The organism is Salipiger bermudensis (assembly GCF_017309175.1).
In the GTDB taxonomy this organism is placed as follows: Bacteria; Pseudomonadota; Alphaproteobacteria; order Rhodobacterales; family Rhodobacteraceae; genus Salipiger; species Salipiger bermudensis.
The window spans coordinates 130,601-152,106 of the sequence record NZ_JAEKJV010000009.1 but is presented as its reverse complement, the minus strand read 5'-3'; the positions used below and the strand labels follow the sequence as shown (position 1 = coordinate 152,106).

The 21,506-nt window shown below is 67.2% G+C and carries 23 protein-coding genes; 6 read left to right on the top strand and 17 right to left on the bottom strand.

From position 1 onward, the window contains the following. Window positions 1-58: 58 nt before the first annotated feature. The gene (hspQ, locus tag JF542_RS13950; protein WP_007796823.1) at window positions 59-385 is read right to left on the bottom strand and encodes a heat shock protein HspQ; all 327 of its coding nucleotides are present in this window, start codon (window positions 383-385) and stop codon (window positions 59-61) included. A gap of 262 nt (window positions 386-647) precedes the next feature. Between hspQ and JF542_RS13945 the strand changes: the two genes are divergently transcribed. Continuing rightward, window positions 648-1,238 carry a transglycosylase SLT domain-containing protein gene (locus JF542_RS13945; RefSeq protein ID WP_007796826.1) on the top strand — a complete coding sequence of 197 codons (591 nt, stop codon included), beginning with the start codon at window positions 648-650 and terminating at the stop codon, window positions 1,236-1,238. A 25-nt stretch (window positions 1,239-1,263) separates the two neighbouring features. On the opposite strand, the gene JF542_RS13940 is transcribed toward JF542_RS13945, so the two are convergent. From JF542_RS13940 to sfsA, 5 genes are all read right to left on the bottom strand, one after another. Further along, window positions 1,264-1,845 carry a LolA family protein gene (locus JF542_RS13940; protein ID WP_007796829.1) on the bottom strand — a complete coding sequence of 194 codons (582 nt, stop codon included), beginning with the start codon at window positions 1,843-1,845 and terminating at the stop codon, window positions 1,264-1,266. A 76-nt stretch (window positions 1,846-1,921) separates the two neighbouring features. Further along, a complete protein-coding gene (locus tag JF542_RS13935; RefSeq protein WP_207076280.1) occupies window positions 1,922-2,509 on the bottom strand; it encodes an exopolysaccharide biosynthesis protein in 588 nt (195 codons plus the stop codon). A gap of 253 nt (window positions 2,510-2,762) precedes the next feature. Next, window positions 2,763-6,170: a DNA translocase FtsK 4TM domain-containing protein gene (locus JF542_RS13930; protein WP_207076279.1), complete on the bottom strand. Its 3,408-nt coding sequence runs from the start codon at window positions 6,168-6,170 to the stop codon at window positions 2,763-2,765. A gap of 19 nt (window positions 6,171-6,189) precedes the next feature. Continuing rightward, window positions 6,190-7,371: an aminotransferase class I/II-fold pyridoxal phosphate-dependent enzyme gene (locus JF542_RS13925; RefSeq protein ID WP_207076278.1), complete on the bottom strand. Its 1,182-nt coding sequence runs from the start codon at window positions 7,369-7,371 to the stop codon at window positions 6,190-6,192. A gap of 428 nt (window positions 7,372-7,799) precedes the next feature. Further along, window positions 7,800-8,507, bottom strand: a complete 708-nt coding sequence (gene sfsA, locus JF542_RS13920; RefSeq protein ID WP_207076277.1) for a DNA/RNA nuclease SfsA — start codon at window positions 8,505-8,507, stop codon at window positions 7,800-7,802. 48 nt (window positions 8,508-8,555) lie between these two features. Here sfsA and JF542_RS13915 point away from each other — a divergent pair, with 48 nt between their 5' ends. Genes JF542_RS13915 through JF542_RS13900 form a run of 4 tightly spaced genes read left to right on the top strand, consistent with a single transcriptional unit; the run spans window position 8,556 to window position 11,480 of the window. Continuing rightward, a complete protein-coding gene (locus JF542_RS13915) occupies window positions 8,556-9,278 on the top strand; it encodes a competence/damage-inducible protein A (protein ID WP_207076276.1) in 723 nt (240 codons plus the stop codon). After that, entirely contained in the window at window positions 9,275-10,003 is a 729-nt protein-coding gene (locus JF542_RS13910) for a GNAT family N-acetyltransferase (RefSeq protein ID WP_207076275.1), read from the top strand. Before JF542_RS13915 ends, JF542_RS13910 begins: the two co-directional genes overlap by 4 nt. 3 nt (window positions 10,004-10,006) lie before the next feature. Beyond that, window positions 10,007-10,576 carry a peroxidase-related enzyme gene (locus JF542_RS13905; RefSeq protein ID WP_007796850.1) on the top strand — a complete coding sequence of 190 codons (570 nt, stop codon included), beginning with the start codon at window positions 10,007-10,009 and terminating at the stop codon, window positions 10,574-10,576. After that, window positions 10,548-11,480 (top strand): OmpA family protein, encoded by a 933-nt coding sequence (locus tag JF542_RS13900; protein WP_207076274.1) that lies wholly within the window; start codon window positions 10,548-10,550, stop codon window positions 11,478-11,480. Before JF542_RS13905 ends, JF542_RS13900 begins: the two co-directional genes overlap by 29 nt. A 93-nt stretch (window positions 11,481-11,573) precedes the next feature. On the opposite strand, the gene JF542_RS13895 is transcribed toward JF542_RS13900, so the two are convergent. After that, complete coding sequence (locus JF542_RS13895; protein ID WP_207076273.1) at window positions 11,574-12,473, bottom strand: LysR family transcriptional regulator; 900 nt, start codon at window positions 12,471-12,473, stop codon at window positions 11,574-11,576. Between the two features lie 154 nt (window positions 12,474-12,627). On the opposite strand from JF542_RS13895, the gene JF542_RS13890 reads away from it, so the two are divergent. After that, entirely contained in the window at window positions 12,628-13,278 is a 651-nt protein-coding gene (locus JF542_RS13890) for a TetR/AcrR family transcriptional regulator (RefSeq protein WP_007796856.1), read from the top strand. On the opposite strand, the gene JF542_RS13885 is transcribed toward JF542_RS13890, so the two are convergent. The 10 genes from JF542_RS13885 to JF542_RS13840 form a co-directional block, all read right to left on the bottom strand. Continuing rightward, window positions 13,275-13,628 carry a YigZ family protein gene (locus JF542_RS13885; protein WP_207076272.1) on the bottom strand — a complete coding sequence of 118 codons (354 nt, stop codon included), beginning with the start codon at window positions 13,626-13,628 and terminating at the stop codon, window positions 13,275-13,277. The two genes, JF542_RS13890 and JF542_RS13885, sit on opposite strands and share 4 nt — an antisense overlap. A 49-nt stretch (window positions 13,629-13,677) precedes the next feature. Continuing rightward, the gene (locus JF542_RS13880) at window positions 13,678-14,154 is read right to left on the bottom strand and encodes a cupin domain-containing protein (RefSeq protein WP_207076271.1); all 477 of its coding nucleotides are present in this window, start codon (window positions 14,152-14,154) and stop codon (window positions 13,678-13,680) included. A 52-nt stretch (window positions 14,155-14,206) separates the two neighbouring features. Further along, window positions 14,207-14,974, bottom strand: a complete 768-nt coding sequence (locus JF542_RS13875) for an ion transporter (protein ID WP_207076270.1) — start codon at window positions 14,972-14,974, stop codon at window positions 14,207-14,209. Window positions 14,975-15,185: 211 nt separating this feature from the next. Further along, a complete protein-coding gene (locus tag JF542_RS13870) occupies window positions 15,186-16,091 on the bottom strand; it encodes a LysR family transcriptional regulator (RefSeq protein WP_007796765.1) in 906 nt (301 codons plus the stop codon). 189 nt (window positions 16,092-16,280) lie between these two features. After that, the gene (locus JF542_RS13865; RefSeq protein WP_007796762.1) at window positions 16,281-16,841 is read right to left on the bottom strand and encodes a type 1 glutamine amidotransferase domain-containing protein; all 561 of its coding nucleotides are present in this window, start codon (window positions 16,839-16,841) and stop codon (window positions 16,281-16,283) included. A 134-nt stretch (window positions 16,842-16,975) separates the two neighbouring features. Continuing rightward, window positions 16,976-18,985 carry an NADPH-dependent 2,4-dienoyl-CoA reductase gene (locus JF542_RS13860; RefSeq protein ID WP_207076269.1) on the bottom strand — a complete coding sequence of 670 codons (2,010 nt, stop codon included), beginning with the start codon at window positions 18,983-18,985 and terminating at the stop codon, window positions 16,976-16,978. A 63-nt stretch (window positions 18,986-19,048) separates the two neighbouring features. After that, window positions 19,049-19,510, bottom strand: a complete 462-nt coding sequence (locus JF542_RS13855; protein WP_207076268.1) for a GFA family protein — start codon at window positions 19,508-19,510, stop codon at window positions 19,049-19,051. Between the two features lie 24 nt (window positions 19,511-19,534). Beyond that, entirely contained in the window at window positions 19,535-20,146 is a 612-nt protein-coding gene (locus JF542_RS13850) for a class I SAM-dependent methyltransferase (protein WP_207076267.1), read from the bottom strand. Next, a complete protein-coding gene (locus JF542_RS13845) occupies window positions 20,143-20,652 on the bottom strand; it encodes a DUF805 domain-containing protein (RefSeq protein WP_007796750.1) in 510 nt (169 codons plus the stop codon). The genes JF542_RS13850 and JF542_RS13845 overlap by 4 nt, the downstream gene beginning before the upstream one ends. Before the next feature lie 10 nt (window positions 20,653-20,662). Then, window positions 20,663-21,304 carry an MliC family protein gene (locus JF542_RS13840; protein WP_207076266.1) on the bottom strand — a complete coding sequence of 214 codons (642 nt, stop codon included), beginning with the start codon at window positions 21,302-21,304 and terminating at the stop codon, window positions 20,663-20,665. Window positions 21,305-21,506: the final 202 nt, after the last annotated feature.

Here is a 21,506-nt window from a genome sequence, read left to right as displayed (position 1 = left end):
GGCCAAGGCCGCCTCGAAACCCATCCGCCGCAAGGTCCGGGCAGACGCCCGGCCCGGCTCAGTTCATCTGGAAGTGAAGCGCGTAGCTGCCGTCTTCGAACGCCCCGAAAAGATCGGGAATGTCGGGATGGTCCACCGGCTCGCCGGAGTAATCCGCGACAAGGTTCTGCTCCGAGACATAGGCCACGTAGAAGCTCTGATCGTTCTCGGCCAGCAGGTGGTAAAACGGCTGATCCTTCACCGGGCGCGCGTCCTCGGGAATCGCTTCGTACCACTCCTCGGTGTTGCTGAACTCGGGATCGACATCGAACACCACGCCGCGAAACGGGTGCTTGCGATGCCGGACGACCTGGCCGAGATGATATTTGGCGCGCTGTGTGTGCATAAAGACCTCTTGGTCCGAGTTTTGACATTTTCGTGGCAAGTTGTCCAACTTCACCGGCATTTATCGCGGAAACACTCTGTGAACACCGGTCAGACAGTGAACAATTCCGGCAGATGAGGCGAGCTCGCATCCCGGGGCGAAACACACCGGCACGACACCGCTGGCCCTAGCTCCCATCGGAATTGTGATTCCCACCCGGCCGCCGATCGGCTAAACTGGAGCGAGGCAAGAAACATAAAACAACATAAAAAGCGAGAGGCAGATGAGCAGATGGCTTCGCGCGTTGGTGATCGTATTGTTGGCCGCGTCCTGCGGGGGCGGTGGCAGCGGGCGGTCGCCCAATAACCTCGAGGATGCCTGCGCGATCCTCAAGGAGCGCCCACACTACACCCGCGCATTCCGCGCCGCCGAGCGCAAATGGGGCGTGCCCGTGCACGTCCAGATGGCGACGATCTACCAGGAAAGCAAGTTCAAGTCCGATGCCCGGACCCCGTTTCGCTATTCGCTGGGGGTGATCCCCTACGGACGGCAGAGCTCGGCCTTCGGCTACAGCCAGGCACTCGACGGCACCTGGGACGAGTACCTCGAATCAACCGGCACCCGCCGCGCCCGTCGCGACAACATCCGTGACGCGACCGATTTCATGGGCTGGTACATGGCCGAGACCGCACGCAGCCTCGGCATCAGCATGCGCGATGCCCGCAACCAGTACCTCGCCTATCACGAAGGGCGCGGTGGCTTCCGGCGCGGCACCTACAACAACAAGGCCTGGCTGCTGCGGGTCGCCGACGATGTCGGCAACCGCGCGGTGGTCTACGAGGTCCAGCTGGCGAACTGCCGCGCGGCGCGCTGAGCGCCACGCGGCCCCCGGGGTGCCGTCAGCGCACCCGGTTCACGTCGAACACGCTGTTGGGCAGGCTGGTCTTCTCGAGCCCGCCCAACACCACGGTGGTGGTGCTGCCATTGCCGTCGCGGATCACCCATTGACGCAGTTCCACCGGGTTGCCGGTGAACTTCATCTGGATCGAGCCGTATTCCGGCCGCTTCGGATCCTGCGCGGTGACGATGGTGGCGGTGCCGTCATACTGGTGCCCGGTCACCATCCCCGCCTGCGCGAGGTTCACGTTGCGGTCGAGAATGATCGACAGCGGCGTCTGGTTGAGCGGATAGGTTTCGGGCTGGCCGCCGACCTTCCTGTCGAAGACATACACCGCCCCCGACCACGCCAGCACCAGCGCCTGCTCCGGTGGGTTGTACTCGAACCGCACCTTGCCCGGGCGCTTGATCAGGATCTTTCCGGTCGAGATCGAGCCGTCGCTGTTGATCTGGGTGAACGGGCTCTCTGCGGACTGGATCGAATTGAGATAGTTCGACAAGGTGTTCAGCGAGAGCTGCTGTGCCGCCGCCGGCAGCGCGGTCAGCATCAGCGCGGTCAGCGCGGCGGTGAGAATGCGGAGCATATGTGTGTCCTTCGTCCTGCTCTGGTCTTTCGATGACATGGCATGTCGGGCGCGGTTAAGCGATAGCAGCGGGTCTTCAACCTGATATCAGCAGCCAGACACTGCCGATCAAGGCCACGCCGGCGCCGGTCAGCGCCACGGCCATGAGAATCCCGTCATTCAGCGTGATCGCGAGGCCAAGAAGCGCGATCGCCAGCATCGGCACCAGCGCCGCGAACGGCACCAGCTCGAGCGGCGGCACGCTCAGGCACAGGATTGCCGCGAGCGCCGCCGCCGCCTTCTGCACCGGTCGGGTCGTCAGCGCCTTCAGGCGCGGCCCGAAGAGGCGATCCAGCCTGTCCGCCCAGGGCCGCAGCCGCTTGGTGGCCTGGCGTATGCTGTCCTCTTCCACCGCGCGCTCGCGGACCACCTGCGGCAGCCAGATGCGGCTTTCACCGAACAGGCTCTGCACCGCGATCAGGAAGAGCGCCACCGCGAAGAGGCTTGGCACCACCGGGATCGCCCCAAGCGGAGAGAGCACCAGAAGCGCCGGCACGAAGAGCAGAGGGCCGATGCCGCGGTCCCCGATATCCGAGACCACGTCGGCGACCGATACCTCGCGGTCGCGGTCGGCGCGGCGGCTCAGGGTATCGAGCAGGGCATTCACGGACTGGTCTGACGGCATGGTGGCACTCTCCCTTCGGCCCATCCCAACGCCCCATCGGTCGCTCCGTTCCCGCAAGCCCGCCGGACACGGAAAAGGGCGCAGCCGCGCCACGCCCTCCCCGTCTTCTCTGGTTCGAAAATACCTCGGGGGTGAATTGGCCCTCCGGGCCAAGAGGGGGCAGCGCCCCCCTCATCCCTCCTCGACAGCCCGCGCGCCCTCGGGCGGGCAGCCTATGCCCCTTCGCCGGCAGGGGAGGGGCCCCGGCAGGCCATCAGGCCTGCTCGGGCACCAGGATCTCGCGCTTGCCCACGTGGTTGGCGGCCGAGACCACGCCCTCATCCTCCATCTGCTCCACGAGGCGCGCCGCCTTGTTGTAGCCAATGCCCAGCTTGCGCTGGATATAGGAGGTCGAGCACTTGCGGTCCTTGATGACGATCGCCACCGCCTGGTCGTAGAGCGCATCCTCGCCACCGGTATTGCCGCCGGTGTTGAGCCCCAGAACCGCGTCGATGTTGTCGGCCTTCTCGTCATCCGGGCCCTGCACCACGCCGGAGACGTATTCCGGCGGACCGAAGGCCTTGAGGTGGTTCACCACTTCCTCGACCTCTTCGTCCGAGCAGAACGGGCCGTGGCAGCGGGTGATCTTGGCACCGCCGGCCATGTAGAGCATGTCGCCCATGCCAAGAAGCTGCTCGGCCCCCATCTCGCCAAGGATCGTGCGGCTGTCGATCTTCGAGGTCACCTGGAACGAGATCCGGGTCGGGAAGTTCGCCTTGATCGTGCCGGTGATCACGTCGACCGAGGGACGCTGGGTGGCCATGATCAGGTGGATGCCCGAGGCCCGTGCCATCTGCGCCAGGCGCTGGATGCAGGCTTCGATTTCCTTGCCCGCCACCATCATCAGGTCGGCCATCTCGTCGACGATGACGACGATATAGGGCATCTTCTTGGGCTCGAACTCCTCGGTCTCGAACACCGGCTCGCCGGTCTCGTCGTCAAAGCCGGTCTGCACGGTACGCGAGAACATCTCGCCCTTCTTCTGCGCCTCCGCCACGCGGCCGTTGTAGCCGTCGATGTTGCGCACGCCCATCTTCGACATCTTGCGGTAGCGGTCTTCCATCTCGCCCACGACCCACTTCAGCGCCACCACGGCCTTCTTGGGGTCGGTCACCACCGGCGAGAGCAGGTGCGGGATGCCATCATAGACGCTGAGTTCGAGCATCTTGGGGTCGATCATCACCAGCCGCAGGTCGTCGGGGCTGAGCTTGTAGAGCAGCGACAGGATCATCGTGTTGATCGCCACCGACTTGCCCGAGCCGGTGGTACCGGCGATCAGCAGATGGGGCATCTTGGCGAGGTTGGCGACCACCGGGTCGCCGCCGATGTCTTTGCCCAGTGCCAGCGGCAGCTTCTGGTTGCCGTCACCGTAGTCACGGGACGACAGGATCTCGCGGAACGACACCATCTCGCGGTGCTCGTTGGGCAGTTCGATGCCGATCACCGAGCGGCCCGGCACCGTCGAGACACGGGCCGAGAGCGCCGACATCGAGCGCGCGATGTCGTCGGCCAGGCCGATGACGCGCGACGCCTTGAGGCCCGGGGCGGGCTCGAGCTCGTACATGGTGACCACCGGGCCCGGACGCACCGAGACGATCTCGCCCTTGACGCCGTAATCGTCGAGCACCGTCTCGAGCATGCGGGCATTCTCTTCCAGCGCCTCGTCGCTCAGGTGATGACGCTCGATGGCGTCGGGGCTTGCCAGCAGGCTCAGCGGCGGGAATTCGAAATCCGAATGCGCCTCCTCGAAGCTCAGCCGCGGCTGCGCCTCTTCCTGGGCGCGGCGCGACGGCTGCACCGGCTTGCGCTCGGCCTGCTGCACCACCTTCTTGGGCTGCACCACCGGGATCGCCGGACGGCGGTCGGCGTATTCGGCGGGCATCTCGGGGATGTGGTTGTCCTCGTCCGCGTATTCGCCGGCGTAATCGTCGGCCCCCTCAGCACCGTAGCCATGATCGGCAAAGACATTCTCCGCCGCGTCGTCATACCCGTAGTCGCGATCGTAGCCGTCATCCTCGGCCGGGGCGTAGAGATCGTCGTAGCCACGCTCCTCGGCCTGCTGTTCGGCGGCGCCGTAGGCGGACCCGGCGGGGCGGTAATCGGCGAAATCGTCGCTGTCATCGGTGACCGCCTCTTCCGGCTCGGGCTCGAGCTCGAAGGGCGGCGGCGTGGCGCGGCCACGGCTCACGAGACGCGAGCCGCTCTCAGAGGACGCCGCGGGAACGTCCGGCACAAAGGCCGCGGGTGCTGCGGCAGCGCCAGCAGCAGCGGCGGGAGCGGCCGGCATCCGCGGCGCCGTGAGCGGCGGCTCCGGCGGTCGGCCCTGCACGGCGGCATGGGCGGCGGTGAGCGGCGGCTCTGCGCGCGCGGCACCCGGCGTGCGATAGATCAGCGGCTCGGGGCGACGGCCACGGCCCTTGGTCAGCGGCTTGTCCGGGTCGGGCACGAAAGCCGCTTCTTCCGGCTCGGGGCCACGGCGGCGGGCGCGGATCACGTCGGCGATCTTGGCGCGGATGCGCTCTTCGCCGGGTTCCTCCTCGATGACGTAGCCGTCCTCATCGACCTCGATCATCTCGGCCGCCGGCAGCACCTCGTGACGCTTGATCAGCGACGGCACCCGGGCCAGCAGGCCGGGCTTCTTGGGCTCGGGGCGCGGCTCGCGGGCCGGCATCGTCTGCGGCTCGGGCTCGGGCCAGTGGGCGTCGGCCTCCTGCGACAGGGGCTGCGGCGCGTCATGGGCCGGCTCCGCATAGCTCACCGGTTCGGGCGCGGCGGCGGCGGCCGGACGGCGCACCAGCGGGGCGGCAGGCGCCTGCGGAGCCACGGGGGCCTCGGGTACGTGGCCCTGTTCCGCGGCCCAGGCAGCCTCCTGCTCGGCGGCCCAGGCGGCGGCCTCGGCGTCTTCCTGACGGCGACGCTCGCGGCGCTCGGACTGCGCCGCCTGCATGCGCTGCGCCGCCGACATGGTCGAGCTCGCGCCACGGCCCAGCAGGCGCAGCAGCGTGTCATAGGCCATCACCGTGCCGACCAGCAGGAACCGCCCGATGGCGCCCAGTTCGGGCTTGGTGAAACCCAGAACGAAGGCGCCCATGGCGACGATCCCGGCGCCCATCACCAGCATGACGAGCTTCAGGCCCAGCCCGGCACCGACCGGCAGAATGCCCAAGACGGTGCCCATCATCATGTCGCCGAAGAGGCCGCCAAGCCCGAAGCTGTGGGTCCATTCCGGCCCCACGGTCTGGCCCGCGGCATAGACGGCGGAAAGAGCGATCCAGATCGGGGCGAAGACGATGCGCGAGAGCGCGCGCTCTTCGCCCTGGTGGAGGGCGAGGCGCGCCCCCCAGACCATGAGCACGAGCGCGAGCCCCCAGCTTCCCCAGCCGACGATCATGAACAGGGGCGCCGCGATCGAGGCGCCGATCCGGCCCAGCCAGTTTTGCACCGGCGCATCGGTGGCCGACAGCCATGACGGATCGTCCGGCGTGTAGGAGCCGATCATCATCGCCGCCATCACACCGAGCGCGATCAGGGCCAGCCCGGCAAGCTCCTTGCCGCGCTTCTCGATCGCCGCCTGCATGTTACTGTCGAAGAGGGGGTCGCGCCCCCGTGCCTGATACGCCATCGCTCGCCTCGTCTTTTTCTTATTGCCCATAGAGACAGTCACGGATCCTCGTGAGTCCCTGTTCGGTCTGCTCCCGGTCCGCCACGAGGGCGACCCTGATATATCCCTTGCCCGGATTGCCTGCCTCGGTGTCGCGCGACAGGTAGGCGCCCGGCAGCACCCGCACGCCGGTCTCCTGCCAGAGCTTCAGCGCCGCCGCCTCGCCATCCTCGACCGGCAGCCAGAGGAAGAACCCCGCCTGCGGCGGCGCGTAGCCCGCCACGTTGCCGAAGATGCGGTCGGCCATGTCGAACTTCTCGGCATAGAGCCTGCGGTTCTCGACCACGTGGTCCTCGTCGGCCCAGACCCGCTCGCTCACCCGCTGGATCGGCAGCGGCAGCGGGGCGCCGGAATAGGCACGCAGCTGCTTGATGCGCTTCATGCATTCGGGGCCGCCGGCCACGAAGCCCGAGCGCAGCCCGGGCAGGTTCGAGCGCTTCGACAGCGAATGGAAGATCACCACGCGCTCGGGATCGGCGCCCATCTCGCGGGCGACCTGAAGCGCGCCCGGAGGCGCCTCGCCGCGGTAGATCTCGGAATAGCACTCGTCCGCGAGGATGCGGAAATCATGCCGCTCGGCCAGCGCGATCAGCCGCTCCCAGTAGCCGCGATCCGCCACCGCGCCCTGCGGGTTCGCGGGCGAGCAGATATAGGCCAGCGCGGTGCGGTCGAGCACCTCTTCAGACAGCGCATGGTAGTCCGGCAGATGGCCGGTCTCCTGAGTGGCGTTCACGAAGACCTGCTCGGCCGCCACCGAGACACTGGCCACGGCGTAGACCTGGTAGAACGGGTTCGGGATCAGCACCGCCGGCTGCTTGCCGCCCTTCTGCTCGGGGCAGAGCGCCATGGCGGCGTTGTAGAGCCCCTCGCGGGTGCCGTTGAGCGGCATCACCTGGGTCCCGGGATCGACGCTCACGCCGTAACGGCGCGCGATCCAGTCCGAGATTGCCTGCTGCAATTCCGGGGTGCCGTCATTGGGCGGGTACTTGGCGAACTCCGAGACGTGCTCGGCCAGCACCGTTCCGACCCAGTCGGGGAACGGATGCCTCGGCTCACCGATGGACATATGTGTGACATCGCCGCCCGGCGCATGCGCATCGAGCAGCGCCCGCAGACGCGGAAACGCATAGGGCGGCAGGTTCGAAAACCGCTCGGGAAACATGGCGAATATGCCTTTGACTGCCTGCAATACTGCTTTTTATCCGGGATCGTTTTCGCCCCGCTTTGGGCTCACGATACGGGAAAACCCGGGCTTGCGTCCAGCACTGTGACCACGCCGACCCGGGTTGTGGCGGGAATGCCGCAACCGGCCGGAAAGGGCGAAACGCCCCTTCCGCGTTGCATTTCTGCCCGCTTCGTGTGGCGCACCGGCTGGCGTGTCGCGGAGGCTCTGGCGGGGAGCTGCGTGGGGGCCGGATCGGCGCGGTGCCGACGTCGCGCGGCCGGACCGTGGCGGCATTCGGGGGCTCTGCCCCCGCCGCGGCGGGGCCGCGACTCCCCCGGAGTATTTTTGACGAAGAGAAGACGGGGGAGCCGTGGGGAACGCGGTGATCGGTGGCCCTGCGTGGCGCGGGCTGCGGGGACGCGAGGTCAGGGGGCGCGGAAGGGCAGCGGGGCGCCGAGGCTGACGCCCTCGGGGCTGATGGCACAGTCGAAGGCCAGCACCTCCACGCCGCGGGCGGTGGCCTCGAGGAAGGCCGCCGCATAGGTGGGGTCGAGATCCGCGGCGAGGGTGACCGCGCTGCAGTCGGTGCGCTGCACGAGGTAGAGCATCACCGCGCGGTGGCCGGCCTCGGCCATGTTGGCAAGCTCGGCGAGATGCTTGGCCCCGCGGGCGGTGACGCTGTCGGGGAACTCGGCCAGACCGGGCTGGCGCGACAGGGTAACGGATTTGACCTCGACATAGGTGTCGGGGCGGCCCTCGGAGGTGAGCAGGAAATCGATGCGGCTGTTCTCGCCGTATTTCACCTCGGGACGGACCGTGTCGTAGCCGTCAAGCCCGGGGACGCGACCTGCGGTGAGTGCCGGGCGCAGCATGCGGTTGGGCACTCCGGTGTCGACGCCAGTGAAGGCCCCGCCCTCATGCTCGACCAGCCGCCAGGCATATTTCAGCTTGCGCTTGGGGTCGTCGTTGGGCTCGAGCCAGATCGTCAGGCCCTCGTCCTTCAGGCCCATCATGCTGCCGGGGTTGGCCACGTGGGCGGTGATCTCGCGCCCGTCCTCGAGCCGTGCATCGGCGAGGAAGCGTTTGTAGCGGCGCAGCAAAACGGCGCGGACGAGAGGGGTTTGAAAGCGCATGGCGCGGGCCTATACCATTGCACAAGGCGCGCCAAGAAGGACAGTTCGATGACCAATCCCACCGCAGCGATGATCGTGATCGGGGACGAGATCCTCTCGGGCCGCACGCGCGACAGCAACATGAACCACCTCGCCAAGGAGTTGACCAAGGTCGGCATCGACCTGCGCGAGGCGCGCGTCGTCTCGGATGACCGCGACGCCATCATCGGAGCCATCACCGAGCTGCGCGACAAGGTCGATCACGTCTTCACCTCGGGGGGCATCGGGCCGACCCATGACGACATCACCGCCGATTGCGTCGCCGCCGCCTTCGGGGTGTCCATCGACATCCGAGAGGATGCCTACGCGCTCTTGGCGGCGCATTACGAGCGCCAGGGCTCGGAGTTCAACGCCGCGCGGCAGCGCATGGCACGCATCCCAGACGGCGCCGTGCTGATCGAGAACCCGGTCTCGATCGCGCCGGGCTTTGCCATGGACAACGTCTATGTCATGGCCGGCGTCCCGGCGGTGTTCGAGACCATGGTGGCCAGCGTGCTGCCGACGCTCACCGGCGGCGCGCCGCTGTTGTCGCAGAACCTGCGGGTGGAGCGCGGCGAGGGCGACATCGCAGGGCCGCTCTCGGAGCTGGCCTCGGAGTTCAGCGACCTGTCGATCGGCTCCTACCCGTTCCAGAAGAACGGCATCTACGGTGCCAATATCGTCATCCGCGGCGCTGACGGCGCGCGGGTCGATGCCGCCATGACCCGTCTCTGCGAGATGTTCCCGGCATGAGCGCCCCAAGCCTGACGCGGCTCTACGATGCCATCGACGGCACCTGGCCCGCGGCGAACGTGATCGAGGCCGGGCCGTGGCGCCTGCGCGACGGCGGGGGTGGTGGCAAGCGGGTCTCCTGCGCCACCGCGGCGGGCGACTGGGACCGCGACGACCTTGCCGCCGCCGAGCAGGCGATGCGGCTGATGGGGCAGGACGCTTTGTTCATGATCCGCGCCGGCGAGGACGCGCTCGACGCGGCGCTCGCGACCGAGGGCTACGCGGTGATCGACCCGGTGACGCTGTGGCTCGCGCCGGTGAACAGCCTCACCGATCTCGAGATTCCGAGGGTCAAGGCCTTCGCGATCTGGGAGCCGCTCGCGATCATGCACGAGATCTGGGCCGAGGGCGGCATCGGCCCGGCGCGCTACCAGGTCATGGAGCGCGCCGAGGGCCCCAAGGCGGCGATCTTCGGGCGCACCGACGACAAGCCCGCCGGGGCCGGGTTCTGCGCCATCCATGACGGCATCGCCATGGTGCACGCGCTCGAGATCCGCGCGGCCCATCGCGGCAAGGGGCTTGGCAAGTGGATGATGCGCCGGGCCGCCATCTGGGCGCAGGAGAACGGGGCAGACTGGATCGCGGCGCTCTGCGTACAGGAGAACGCGGCGGCAAACGGTCTCTATGCTTCCCTCGGCTTCGAGCCCGTGGGAGAGTATCACTATCGTATCAAGCCAGAGACCTGAGACATGACCAAGGACCTGCCCACCGCCCTCAACCTGCCGATGGTCGATCCGCTGCCGCCGGAGACGCAGAAATACTTCGACATCTGCGACGAGAAGCTGGGCATGGTGCCGAACGTGCTCAAGGCACACGCCTTCGACATCGCCAAGCTCAACACCTTCACCGCGATGTACAACGAGCTGATGCTGGCGGGCTCGGGCCTCAGCAAGCTCGAGCGCGAGATGATCGCGGTGGTGGTCTCGTCGATCAACAAGTGCTTCTACTGCCTGACCGCCCACGGTGCCGCGGTGCGCCAGCTCTCTGGCGATCCGAAGCTTGGCGAGATGCTGGTGATGAACTGGCGCGTGGCCGACCTGCCCTACCGCCAGCGCGCCATGCTGAGCTTTGTCGAGAAGATGACCAAGGCCAGCGCCGAGATCGCCGAGTACGACCGCGAAGCGCTGCGCGACGCCGGCTTCTCCGAGCGCGACATCTGGGACATCGCCAACGTGGCGGGGTTCTTCAACATGACCAACCGGGTGGCCTCGGCCACCGACATGCGGCCGAATGACGAATATCACGCGCAGGCTCGCTGAGGCAGCGCTGCTGGCGATGCTCTGCTCGCCGGCGGCCGCGCTTGAACTGACCCTGCCGGGCGGCGCGCGACTGATGGGCGAGCGGATCTCGGATCCAGGAAGCTACGCGGTCCCCACCGGGCCGTGGCAAGACGAGACTGGCATCCCGGTGATCCGCTCCGAGGGCCGGATCCTTCGGCAGGCCTGGCGCATCCCCTCGCCTGACCTGACGACCCTGCAAGTGCTGGCGCCGTTGCGAGAGCAGCTCGAGGCCGAGGGCTACGAGATCGTGTTCGACTGCGCCTCGGCGCGCTGCGGCGGCTTCGACTTCCGCTTCGGCACCGAGGTGATCCCGGCGCCCGAGATGTATGTCGACCTCACCGCGTTTCGCTTCCTCAGCGCCCAGGGCCCCGGGGGCGACCACGTGACCTTGCTGGTCAGCCGCTCGAACGCGGCAAGCTACGTGCAGGTGATCCAGAGCGGTGGCGGTGAGCAGACAGAAGCGCCCACGCCCCCCGAGAACCCGCCGCCCGCCGCCGTCCAGGTGGCCGACGTGGCGGATTTCGAGCTTGAAGCGAAGGGCCACATGATCCTGCGCGACCTGCGCTTCGAGAGCGGGTCGGCATCGCTTGGCGACGACGCGGTCGCCTCTCTCGACGCGATCGCAGCCTATCTCGCCGAGACCCCGGACCGGCGGGTGCTTTTCGTCGGCCATACCGATGCGACCGGCTCGCTCGAGGCCAATATCGCGGTCTCTCGCGCCCGGGCGGACGCGGCAATGGATTACGTGCGCGGAAAGGGGGTCGCGGCGGCGCAGCTCGGCTCCGAAGGCGCGGGCTATCTCGCCCCGGTGGCCAGCAACTTCACCGAGGTCGGCCGCGAGGAGAACCGCCGCGTCGAGGCGATCCTGCTGCCGACCGAGTGAATTTCCGGGACCCCGGAGCGCCAGAGGCGGCCGGGGTCCCCAGGCGATCCCGAAGGGGGTGAGTCGAATCGCCTGTATCAGATGGGTCGGACGTCAGCCGTTATGCACCAGCGCCTGTCCCAAGAATTCCTCGAAGAGGACCGCGGTGCGGCTCGGCGTCCCCTCATCGGGATGCCGCGCCGAGATCACCTGCCGACGGCTCGACAGCCCCGGCATGACCGGCACCAGCCGGCCCTTTTGCAGGCCCTCGCGAACCATGTAGTCGGGCAGCAGCGCGATGCCGAGGCCGGCCTGACAGGCGGCGAGCTGCGAGCGCCGGTCCCGGAACAGAAGCTGCCGCCCCGAGGTGATCGGCACATCGGCACCGTCCTCGTCGACCAGCCGCCAGGTCCGCTCGCGCGTTCCGGCGCAACGCAGCAGGCGATGCAGGCTCAAGGTGCTGGGCTCACGCGGGACACCTTCCTGATCGAGATAATCGCGGGACGCGACCAGCGTCTTGCGGGTGGCGCCGATGATGCGGGCGGCCAGCGGGCGTCGTTCCGCCGGGGTGACCGCCAGCGCGATGTCCCAGCCCTCGTTCTCATCCAGGTCCGGATCGTCGTCCTCGGTGCGAAAGTCGAGCCGCACCGTAGACATCGAGTGCAGGAAACCACCGATGCGCGGCATCACAACGTGGTCGACAAGCTCGGGCTCCGCCAGAATGCGCAGCGTTTCGCCATCGGAGCTGGCACGCTTCATGGCCCGCGCGATCAGGTCGGCGCGCGCCGTCTCATCGAGGATCTGCCGCGCGCGGTCGTAGTACACCCTACCCTCGTCGGTCGGGGTCACCTGCCGCGTCGTGCGCTCGAAGAGCGACAACCCAAGGCGCCGTTCGAGCGATGCCACCTGCTTCGACACCGAGCCTTTCGACAGGCCGAGCGTTTCAGCGGCGCTGCTGAAGCAACGCTGTTCCATCACTTGGGCGAACGCCCTCATCTCACTGAATCTGTCCATCGCGCGCTCTCCTTAGCGGCACGTTCGAGCCGCTAAGGATATAGGGACCTAAGTAAACAGCGTCAACATTTCGGTGACATTTTTATTTACATTGTTTGCGTCAGTGTTATCAAGAAGGCATTAATCTGTGGTTGCACTATACTGGGTCCGTTTGATGACGAATGATCAGCACCCTCCCCGCCGCACCCGCCTGACGCAGAAGGACAGGCAAAGCGCCGCCACCAAGGCACGCCTTCTAGAGGCGGCCCGCAGACTGTTCCGGGAGTACGGCTATCACGACGTCTCGGTGACCGAGATCGCCCGCGAGGCGGGCGTCACCCACGCGATGATCAACGCCCATTTCCACTCAAAGGCCGGGTTGCTCTACGAGCTGATCCACGAGAACAACGATGTCCAGATCGCCGCGCTCGAGGCCGGTCTGCCGGACGAGGGCAGCACGATGGAGCGGCTGCGCTGGATCCTCGCGATGTATGCCAAGTACGATCTCGAGGACACCCAACTCATGGCGGTGATGCAGGCCTATTACTGGCAGTGGCCGCGAGAGACCGAGGACCGCAACCGCGCCCAGCTGTTGCAGGCCCTGTCCCCGATCGCCAGAATCCTGCGCGAGGACGCCGATCTGCAAAACGTGGACGAGGCCGAAATCGAAACCCTGATCGACGCGATCTACGCGATCTACACCTTCGGTCTACGCCCGGCGGTCTATCGCGATGCCTCGCCCGAGAGCTGTGTCGATGCCATCATGCACCGGGTCGGAATGCTGCTCGACGGTGCGCGGCTTCAGGCGCGCGGCGGCGGCGCCTAGCCGCGCAGATCCTCGAGATAGATCCGCACCGCCTCCTGCACGTGGCGGAAACGGTCGCCACCGAGATGCTTGCCGCCATACCAGCGGGTCACCACCACGAGATGGTCCTGAAGCCCCTCGCGCTCGAGCATGCGCAAGATCACCATGCCGGCGCCGCTCTCGCCATCGTCGTTCTTGACCGGCGCGTCCGCGGTCAGCAGGCCCCAGGTGTTGTGGGTCGCCTTGGCGAACTTCTTCTTGCGGCAGAGCTCCTTGATCAGGGCCTTGGCCTCGTCCTCGGAGCGGCAGGGCGCGCCGGAGACGGCGTATTTCGAGCCGCGATCGCTGATGATGTTCTCGATGATCCGCATGGCAGCGGTCTAGCCGCGCCCCTTGGCCGAGGCAACCGTGGGCACGAGATCAGTCGCCGTAGGGTGAGTCTGCCGGCGCACCGTCAAGCGTCGTGTAGCCTCGCTCGACAAGCGCCTTGCTCTCGGGGTCGCGGCGCAGGCGCAGCACCCGGTCGCTCTCGGGGTAAGTTACCACGTCACGGACCGCGCGGGTGCCGATGACGAGGTAACGCACCGGCGCCTCGGTGGCGTTCTCGGCATAGTGGCCCTCGGGGACGCCGGCCTTGAAGGTCGCAGCCTCGCCCGGCGACAGACTGTAGGTCTCGGCCCCTTCGTGCACCGTGAGCATGCCCTCGAGCATGTAGAGCATCTCATCCTCGTCCGAGTGCCAGTGCCGGATCGAGCTGCTTGATCCCGGCTGCAGGGTCTCGAGGAAGGCACCGAACTGGGTCAGCCCGCCGCTGTCGCTGAACAGCACCGCCTCGAAGGGCCCGCAGGCGCCGTCGCCGGTCTCGCGCTGCGCGGTGGTCTCGGTGAATTTCGGCATCTGGCTCTCCTGCCCTGCGTCCGGACGAACCTAGCGCAGGGCGCGCCGCGCGTCAGCGCCGTTCGTCGAGCCGGGCCTCGATGGCGGCCAGTCGCTGGATGACCTGCTCGCGGTAATCCTCGGTGGCGGCAACCTCCTCGACGGCGTGAGCCTCCTGCATCGAGTTGACGATCAGGCCGACAACGAGGTTCACCACCGCGAAGGTGGTGATCAGGATGAACGGCACGAAGAACAGCCAGGCCTCGGGGTGGACCTCCATCACCGGGCGCACGATGCCCATCGACCAGCTCTCCAGCGTCATGATCTGGAACAGTGAATAGGCCGAGGCGCCGAGCGTGCCGAACCATTCCGGAAAGGTCGCCGAGTAGAGCTTGGTGGCGATCACCGAGCCGATGTAGAAGATGATCCCCATCAGCAGGAAGACCGAGCCCATGCCGGGCAGCGCCGAGACGAAGCCCTCGACCACCCGGCGCAGGGTCGGCGCCACCGAGACCACGCGCAGCAGTCGAAGGATGCGCAGCGCCCGCAGCACCGCGAGCCCCTGCCCCGCCGGAACCAGCGCAACGCCAACGATGACGAAATCGAAGACGTTCCAGCCCGAGCGAAAGAAGGAGAGGCCCCTCGCGTAGAGCTTGGCGGCAAGCTCGGCCACGAAGATCGACAGGCAGATGGTGTCGAGCGCGACGATCAGCCAGCCGATCTCGGCCATCACGGTGGTGGAGGTCTCGAGCCCGAGGATCACGGCGTTGAACAGGATGACGCCCATGATCGCGTATCGCGTCGCGGGACGGTCGAGGAACTCGGCAAGCTTCTGGCGCATCTGAGAAAAGGCTCCGGTCTGGGGTCCGTAGCGATCTAGGGATCGCGGGCACGACAATCCAGTCCCGATGCTGCAAATGCACAAGGGTGATCCGCGTCGGCACACCTGCCCCGTGCGGGCCACCGCGCGGCGGCGCCTCCGAAAAGAAAACGCCCCGGCAGAAACCGGGGCGAGGAGCCTCTTACGAACGAGACGAGGGGAATTGGGCGGATCACCAGTCCTGCGGGCCGCGATCGGCGAAGGCATGGACGAGGAAGTCGATGAAGGCGCGCACCTTGGGCTGGGTGAACCGGCCCGGCGGGTAGACCGCGTAGATGCCTTGGGTCTCGACCGGCAGATCCGGGATCGCGTCCTCGACCAGCCCCTGCTTCATCGCGTCGGCATAGAGGTAGGACGGCAGGTAGGCGATGCCGAGCCCGGCGATGCAGGCATTGAGCAGCGACTGCCCGTCATTGACCGAGAGCCAGCCAGCGGTGCGCACCTGGCGCTTTTCACCCGACGGCGCGGTGACTTTCCAGACATTGCCGCTCGACTGGTTCGAGTAGTGCAGCAGCTTGTGCTCGTTGAGATCGTCGATCCGCGACGGGCGGCCGAACTTCTCGAAATAGGCCGGCGAGGCGATCATCCGCTTGGTGGTCTCGGTAAGCTTGCGGGCGCGCAGCGTGCTGTCTTCCAGCTCACCGATCCGCACGGCCATGTCGAAGCCTTCCGAGATCAGCTCCACGTAGCGGTTGTTGAGCACCATGTTCACGGTGATCTCGGGGAACTCGGCAAGGAAATCGCCCAGAACCGGGCTCAGGTGATTGACGCCGAAGTCGGTGGCGACCGAGATCCGCAGCAGGCCCGAGGGCGCCGACTGCATCGAGGTGACCAGAGCGTCGGCCTCTCCGGCATCGTTCAGCACCCGGCGGGCGCGATCATAATAGGCCAGACCGATCTCTGTCGGCGAGACGCGACGGGTGGTGCGGTTCAGCAGACGCGCCCCAAGGCGCGCCTCCAGTGACGACACGTGCTTCGAGACCGCCGATTTCGAGATGCCCATCTTCTTGGCAGCGTCGGTGAACCCACCTTGGTCCACGACGGTGGCAAACGCCTCCATTTCGGTCAGACGATCCATAACCAGTCCTCACTCGTTCCTCGTTACACCACGATATGCCGCCCGATTGGGGCGCGATTTAGACACGGACGAGACAATACCGGGGTTTCATCACGCTTTGTGTTTGCAGCGGAAACCCGTCAACCAAGCCAAAAAAGCCGCGCCCCGGTCGCCGGGGCGCGGCCTGTGTCGTTGATCTGAGGGGATCGGTCAGGCGGCTTTCTGGTTGTGCCGGCCTTCTTCGATTTCCTCGACGATCTTCGAGACAAAGTCCTTCAAATCGTTCGGGTTGCGGCTGGTGACGATACCGCTGTCGCAGACCACCGGCGCGTCCATGACGCGGGCACCGGCGTTTTTGAGGTCGGTGCGGATCGACGGGTAGGCGGTCATCTCGCGGCCCGCGACGATGTCGGCCTCGATCAGCACCCACGGACCGTGACAGACTGCGGCGATGACCTTGCCCTGCTTGGCAAAGGCGCGAACCAGCGCGATCACGCTGTCCTCGACGCGCAGCAGGTCGGGGTTGATCTGGCCGCCGGGAATGACGAGCGCATCATACTGGTGCGGGTCGGCATCGGCGATCCTGAGATCGGCCTCGGCCTCGCGCCCCCAGTCGGTACCTTCCCAGCCCTTGATCGCCTTGCCGTCAAGCGTGGCGACATGAACCTCGGCGCCCTTGGCACGAAGCTGGTCGCGGGGAAACTCGAGCTCGGACTGCTCGAAACCGTTGGTGGAAATAATCAGAACCTTGGCGTTGGTGATGCTGGGCATGTCGGCCTCCTATCCAATCTGCGTTTGGACGGAGAACGCGCACCCCCCGGGCCCGCGTTCCATCGCAACGGCAAACGCCGGTCACGGGTGTGTGAGCCCCGGCCCCTGCGCTGACCGTGCGCCAGCACGGGCAATCAGAGCCCCGCCGCCAGCCGAACGCCCTGATCTATGGCGCGCTTGGCGTCGAGCTCGGCGGCCACGTCGGCACCGCCGATGACATGCACCTCAGGCCCCTCGACGGCATCCGCCAGCGCGCGCAGACTCTCCTGCCCGGCGCAAAGGACCACCGTGTCGCAGGCGATAAGCTCGGGCTTGCCATCGCGGATGATGTGCAGGCCGGCATCGTCGATGCGCTCGTAGCTCACCCCGGCCTTCATCTGGACGCCCTTGAGCATCAGCGCCGCGCGGTGGATCCAGCCTGTGGTCTTGCCGAGCCGCTTGCCGACCTTCTCGGCCTTGCGCTGCAGCAGCACCACCTCGCGCAGCGGCGCCTCGGGCTGCGGGCCGTCGGGGGCAAGACCCGAGCGGGCCTTGTCCGGATCGGTGACGCCCCATTCGCGCAGCCACTCGGGCAGATCCACAGTCGGGCTCTTGCCGGTGACAAGGAACTCCGACACGTCGAAGCCGATGCCCCCGGCGCCGACCACCGCCACGCGCTGGCCGACCTCGGCGCCGCCGCGCAGCACATCGACATAGCTCAGCACCTTGGGATGATCCTGCCCGGGGATCTGCGGATCGCGCGGCAGCACGCCGGTGGCCACCACCACCGCGTCAAAGCCGCTCAGCGCCTCGGCATCGGCGCGCGTGCCCAGCTGCAGGGTCACGCCGGCCTCCTTCACCATCGCGGCGAACCAGTCGACCAGCCCGTCGAACTCTTCCTTGCCGGGCACCTTGCGGGCCATGTTGAGCTGGCCGCCGATCTCGTCCGCCTGATCGAACAGCGTCACCGCGTGGCCGCGCTGCGCGGCGGTGATCGCGCAGGAAAGGCCCGCCGGCCCGGCCCCGACCACGGCGATGCGGCGGGCGCTTTCGGCGGGGGCGATCACCAGCTCGGTCTCGTGCCCGGCACGCGGGTTGACGAGGCAGGAGGACACCTTGCCCTGAAACGTGTGGTCGAGGCAGGCCTGGTTGCAGGCGATGCACGGCGCGATGAGATCGGCGCGCCCGGCCTCGGCCTTGGCGACGAAATCGGGATCGGCGAGGAACGGCCGCGCCAGGCTCACCATGTCGGCGCAGCCCTCCGCCAGAAGCTGCTCGGCGACCTCGGGCGTGTTGATCCGGTTCGAGGTGATCACCGGGATCCCCACCTTGCCCATGAGCTTCTTCGTCACCCAGGCAAAGCCCGCCCGCGGCACCGAGGTGGCGATGGTCGGCACCCGCGCCTCGTGCCAGCCGATGCCGGTGTTGAGGATGGTGGCCCCCGCCGCCTCGATCGCCTGCGCCAGCTGCACCACCTCTTCGTGGGTCGAGCCGTTGGGCACAAGATCGATCATCGACAGGCGGAAGATGACGATGAAATCATCGCCCACCGCGGCGCGGACGCGCTTCATCACCTCGACCGGCAGGCGCATCCGGTTCTCGTAGCTGCCGCCCCAGCGGTCCTCGCGCCGGTTGGTGTGGGTGACGAGGAACTGGTTGAGGAAGTAGCCCTCCGAGCCCATCACCTCGACCCCGTCATAGCCGGCCTCGCGGGCGCGGGCGGCGGCGGTGGCGATGTCGGCAATCTGCTTCTCGATGCCGGCCTCGTCGAGCGCCTTGGGCGGGAAGGGCGAAATCGGCGACTTGATCGCCGACGGCGCGACGCAATCCGGCCCGTAGGCATAGCGACCGGCATGGAGAATCTGCATGGCGATCTTGCCGCCCTTGTCATGCACCCGGTCGGTGATCATGCGATGATGCGCGATGTCCTCGTCCGAAAACAGCCCCGAGGCCCCGGGAAAGACGCCGCCCTCGGGGTTGGGCGCCATGCCGCCGGTGACGATCAGCCCGGCCCCGCCCCTGGCCCGGGCCGCATAGAACGCGGCCACCCGGTTCCAGTCGCCGCGCTCTTCGAGATTGGTATGCATCGAGCCCATCAACACCCGGTTCTTCAGCGTCGTGAAGCCAAGCTCGAGCGGGCGCAGCATGTGGGGGTAGCTGGTCATTGGCGGTCCTCCTTGCGCGCGACCCTGCCAAGCGCCCGTGCCGCTGTCAGTCGGAACGTGGCGTCAGAGCCGCCCTGCCATCGCGTCGGCAAACTCGGCCATGAGATCCGCAAAGCGGGCCTCGGGCGGGAAGCCGTCGAAGTGGTGTCGCGCCGGCGTCGTGAACCAGGGCAGCTTCTCGGCGCAGAGCGTTTCGATGAAGGGCTCGCACCAAGCCGGGCGGTCGAACATCACCGGGCGGATATTGACCAGATCCTCCATGCCAGTGATCCGGGTGAAGACCCAAGCAAAGCACGCGGCGCAATGGAAATGCGAACAGACCGGTCCCTTGATGCCGCCCTGCACCGGCGTGCCCGAGACCACCCGGAAGCCCGCCGCCGGCACCATGGCGGTGAGGGAGAAGGCGCTGGCGCTCATCTTCTGGCAGCCGCGGCAATGGCAGGCGGCGGTCATGATCGGTGGGGCCGAGACCTCGACCTGAAGGGCACCGCAGCGGCAGCTTCCGGTGGCGGGGAAGTCGGTCATGGGGTTCCTCCTGTGCGGGCGCGGTCAGGTCGTGGGACGTTTGCGCGCCACGACGAAATGGTTCGGGAGCTTCGCGGGGTAGCCACCGGTCTCGAGGATCTCGAAGCCCGCCTCCCGGATCGCCGTCTCGAGCTGGGCGGGGCGCAGGAAGCGCACGGAAGGCGCCTTGCCGAGCTTATGCAGCCCCCAGACCGCTGGCCGCAGGTACCACTTGCCCGCCACGCAGGGGGTTTTGGACAGGAACAGCCCGCCCTCGCCCAGCGTCGCGTGGATCTGCGACAGGCAGCCCTCGAGGTCATCGAGCAAGTGCAGCAGATTGAACGCCATCACCGCGTCATAGGGGCCGCCGCCCAGCGCGTCACCGACGCCCGCGCAGAGAAAGCGCAGGTTGGCGGCCTCGCAACGGCTTTCGGCGATGCGGATCATCTCGGCGGAGAAATCGCTGGCGGTGAACTGGCTCACGTCCCCGGCCAGCCGCTCGGCGGTGGAACCGGTGCCGCACCCGAGCTCCAGCACCTGCATCTCGGGGCGCAGCCAGTGGCGCACCCGCTCGAGCGTTGCCTCATAGGACGCGGTATCGCTCACCGGACGGGCGGCGTAGCGCTCGGCGATCCTGTCCCAGAACGCGGCGCTCATGCGGAGGGTGGCGCGCCGTAGGCGTTCTCACCGGCCTCGGAGGGCCGGGTGAGCCACCAGATCAGCAGGATGAAGATCACCAGCTGCACCACCCAGAGCACCATCACCCCGAGCCCGCCGACGATCAGCCCGGCGGAGGGCGCCGTGCCCGCCTCCATGTCGAGACCGGTGGCGACCATCACGCCGCTCAGCAGCACGAACATCAGCGCGACCGAAATCAGGAAGGGCAGCAGGTAGTACCAGCCGGGCCGGCCAGTATCGTGCAGCCGCCGGAAGCCCAGGCCCAGCGTCGGCAACAGCACCGCAAGCTGGAACAGCCCCGAGAGCCTCTGACGCACATCGCCGGTCTCGGGATCGGCACCGAAGAGCGCAAGGTCGATCCCGCTCAGGACCGCGGAGGCGAGGATGACGAACAGCATCCACCACCAATAGGCCGGGCGCGAGGCGCGGCCGCTGAATGTCGCGTAGTTGGAAAAGCCATTCCTGATGGCGTCGACGAAGCCCATGATGCGTCTCCTATCCGATGTCGTCCTGCTGGCAGCTCGACGCGTCCGCGCCGGGTGCCGCGAACTGCGCCTCTCGGCCCCGCGTCCAGAACAGCGCCGGGCCACCATACCATGCGTCAGACGCGTATTTCGCGCCCGAAGCGGCCTCGACCTGCGGCAGCACCACTGCGTTCTCGCCCCAGCGCAGCACCACCACCGGCTCGAGCGTGTTGACGAAGACCGCGCTGAGCGTCGTCTCCAGCCCTTCGCAGCGGTAGGGGAGAGGCCCGAGCGAGGCGCCCTCTTCGGCGCGCGCATCCGCATAGCGCTGGCGCAGCTCGGAAATCCGGAAGGCGTATTCGTTGGCGGTGCAGAGCGGCACGCCCATGTCAGAGGTCCAGCAGGCGTCGCGCCCCTTGATCCAGCCGCGCTGCATCGTCCTAAGCGTGGCAAGCGCATCGGGGTCCATGTTCGGCCCGGTGGACGCCGCCGTGAAGAGCCGCGCCAGTTCGATATCGAGCGCGGCGAGCGCATCGGAGGAACAGACCGCGTCCTCGGCGCCGGACTGCGCCTTGGCGCAGTCGAAAGAGGGATCAAGCGCCGTCGCGCCATGGTTAAGGGTAACAAACGCAACCAGAGCGATAGCCGTGAAAAGGTTTGGCTTTACAAGCATGAAAATGCGCCCCCAAGGGCCGGCTGATCGAAGGAAAGCATTCAGTCAAACGCCGGTGATTCAAAATTGTTGCCTCAAGATCAGGCGATTCGATCAACCATGACACGATGCAAGTCCGCCTGTTTAAGAAAATTGTTTATCAAAGTGAGGCGCGACGCCTGAACCGTCACTTTGGCGACACAACGGGCAGCGCGAATCAATG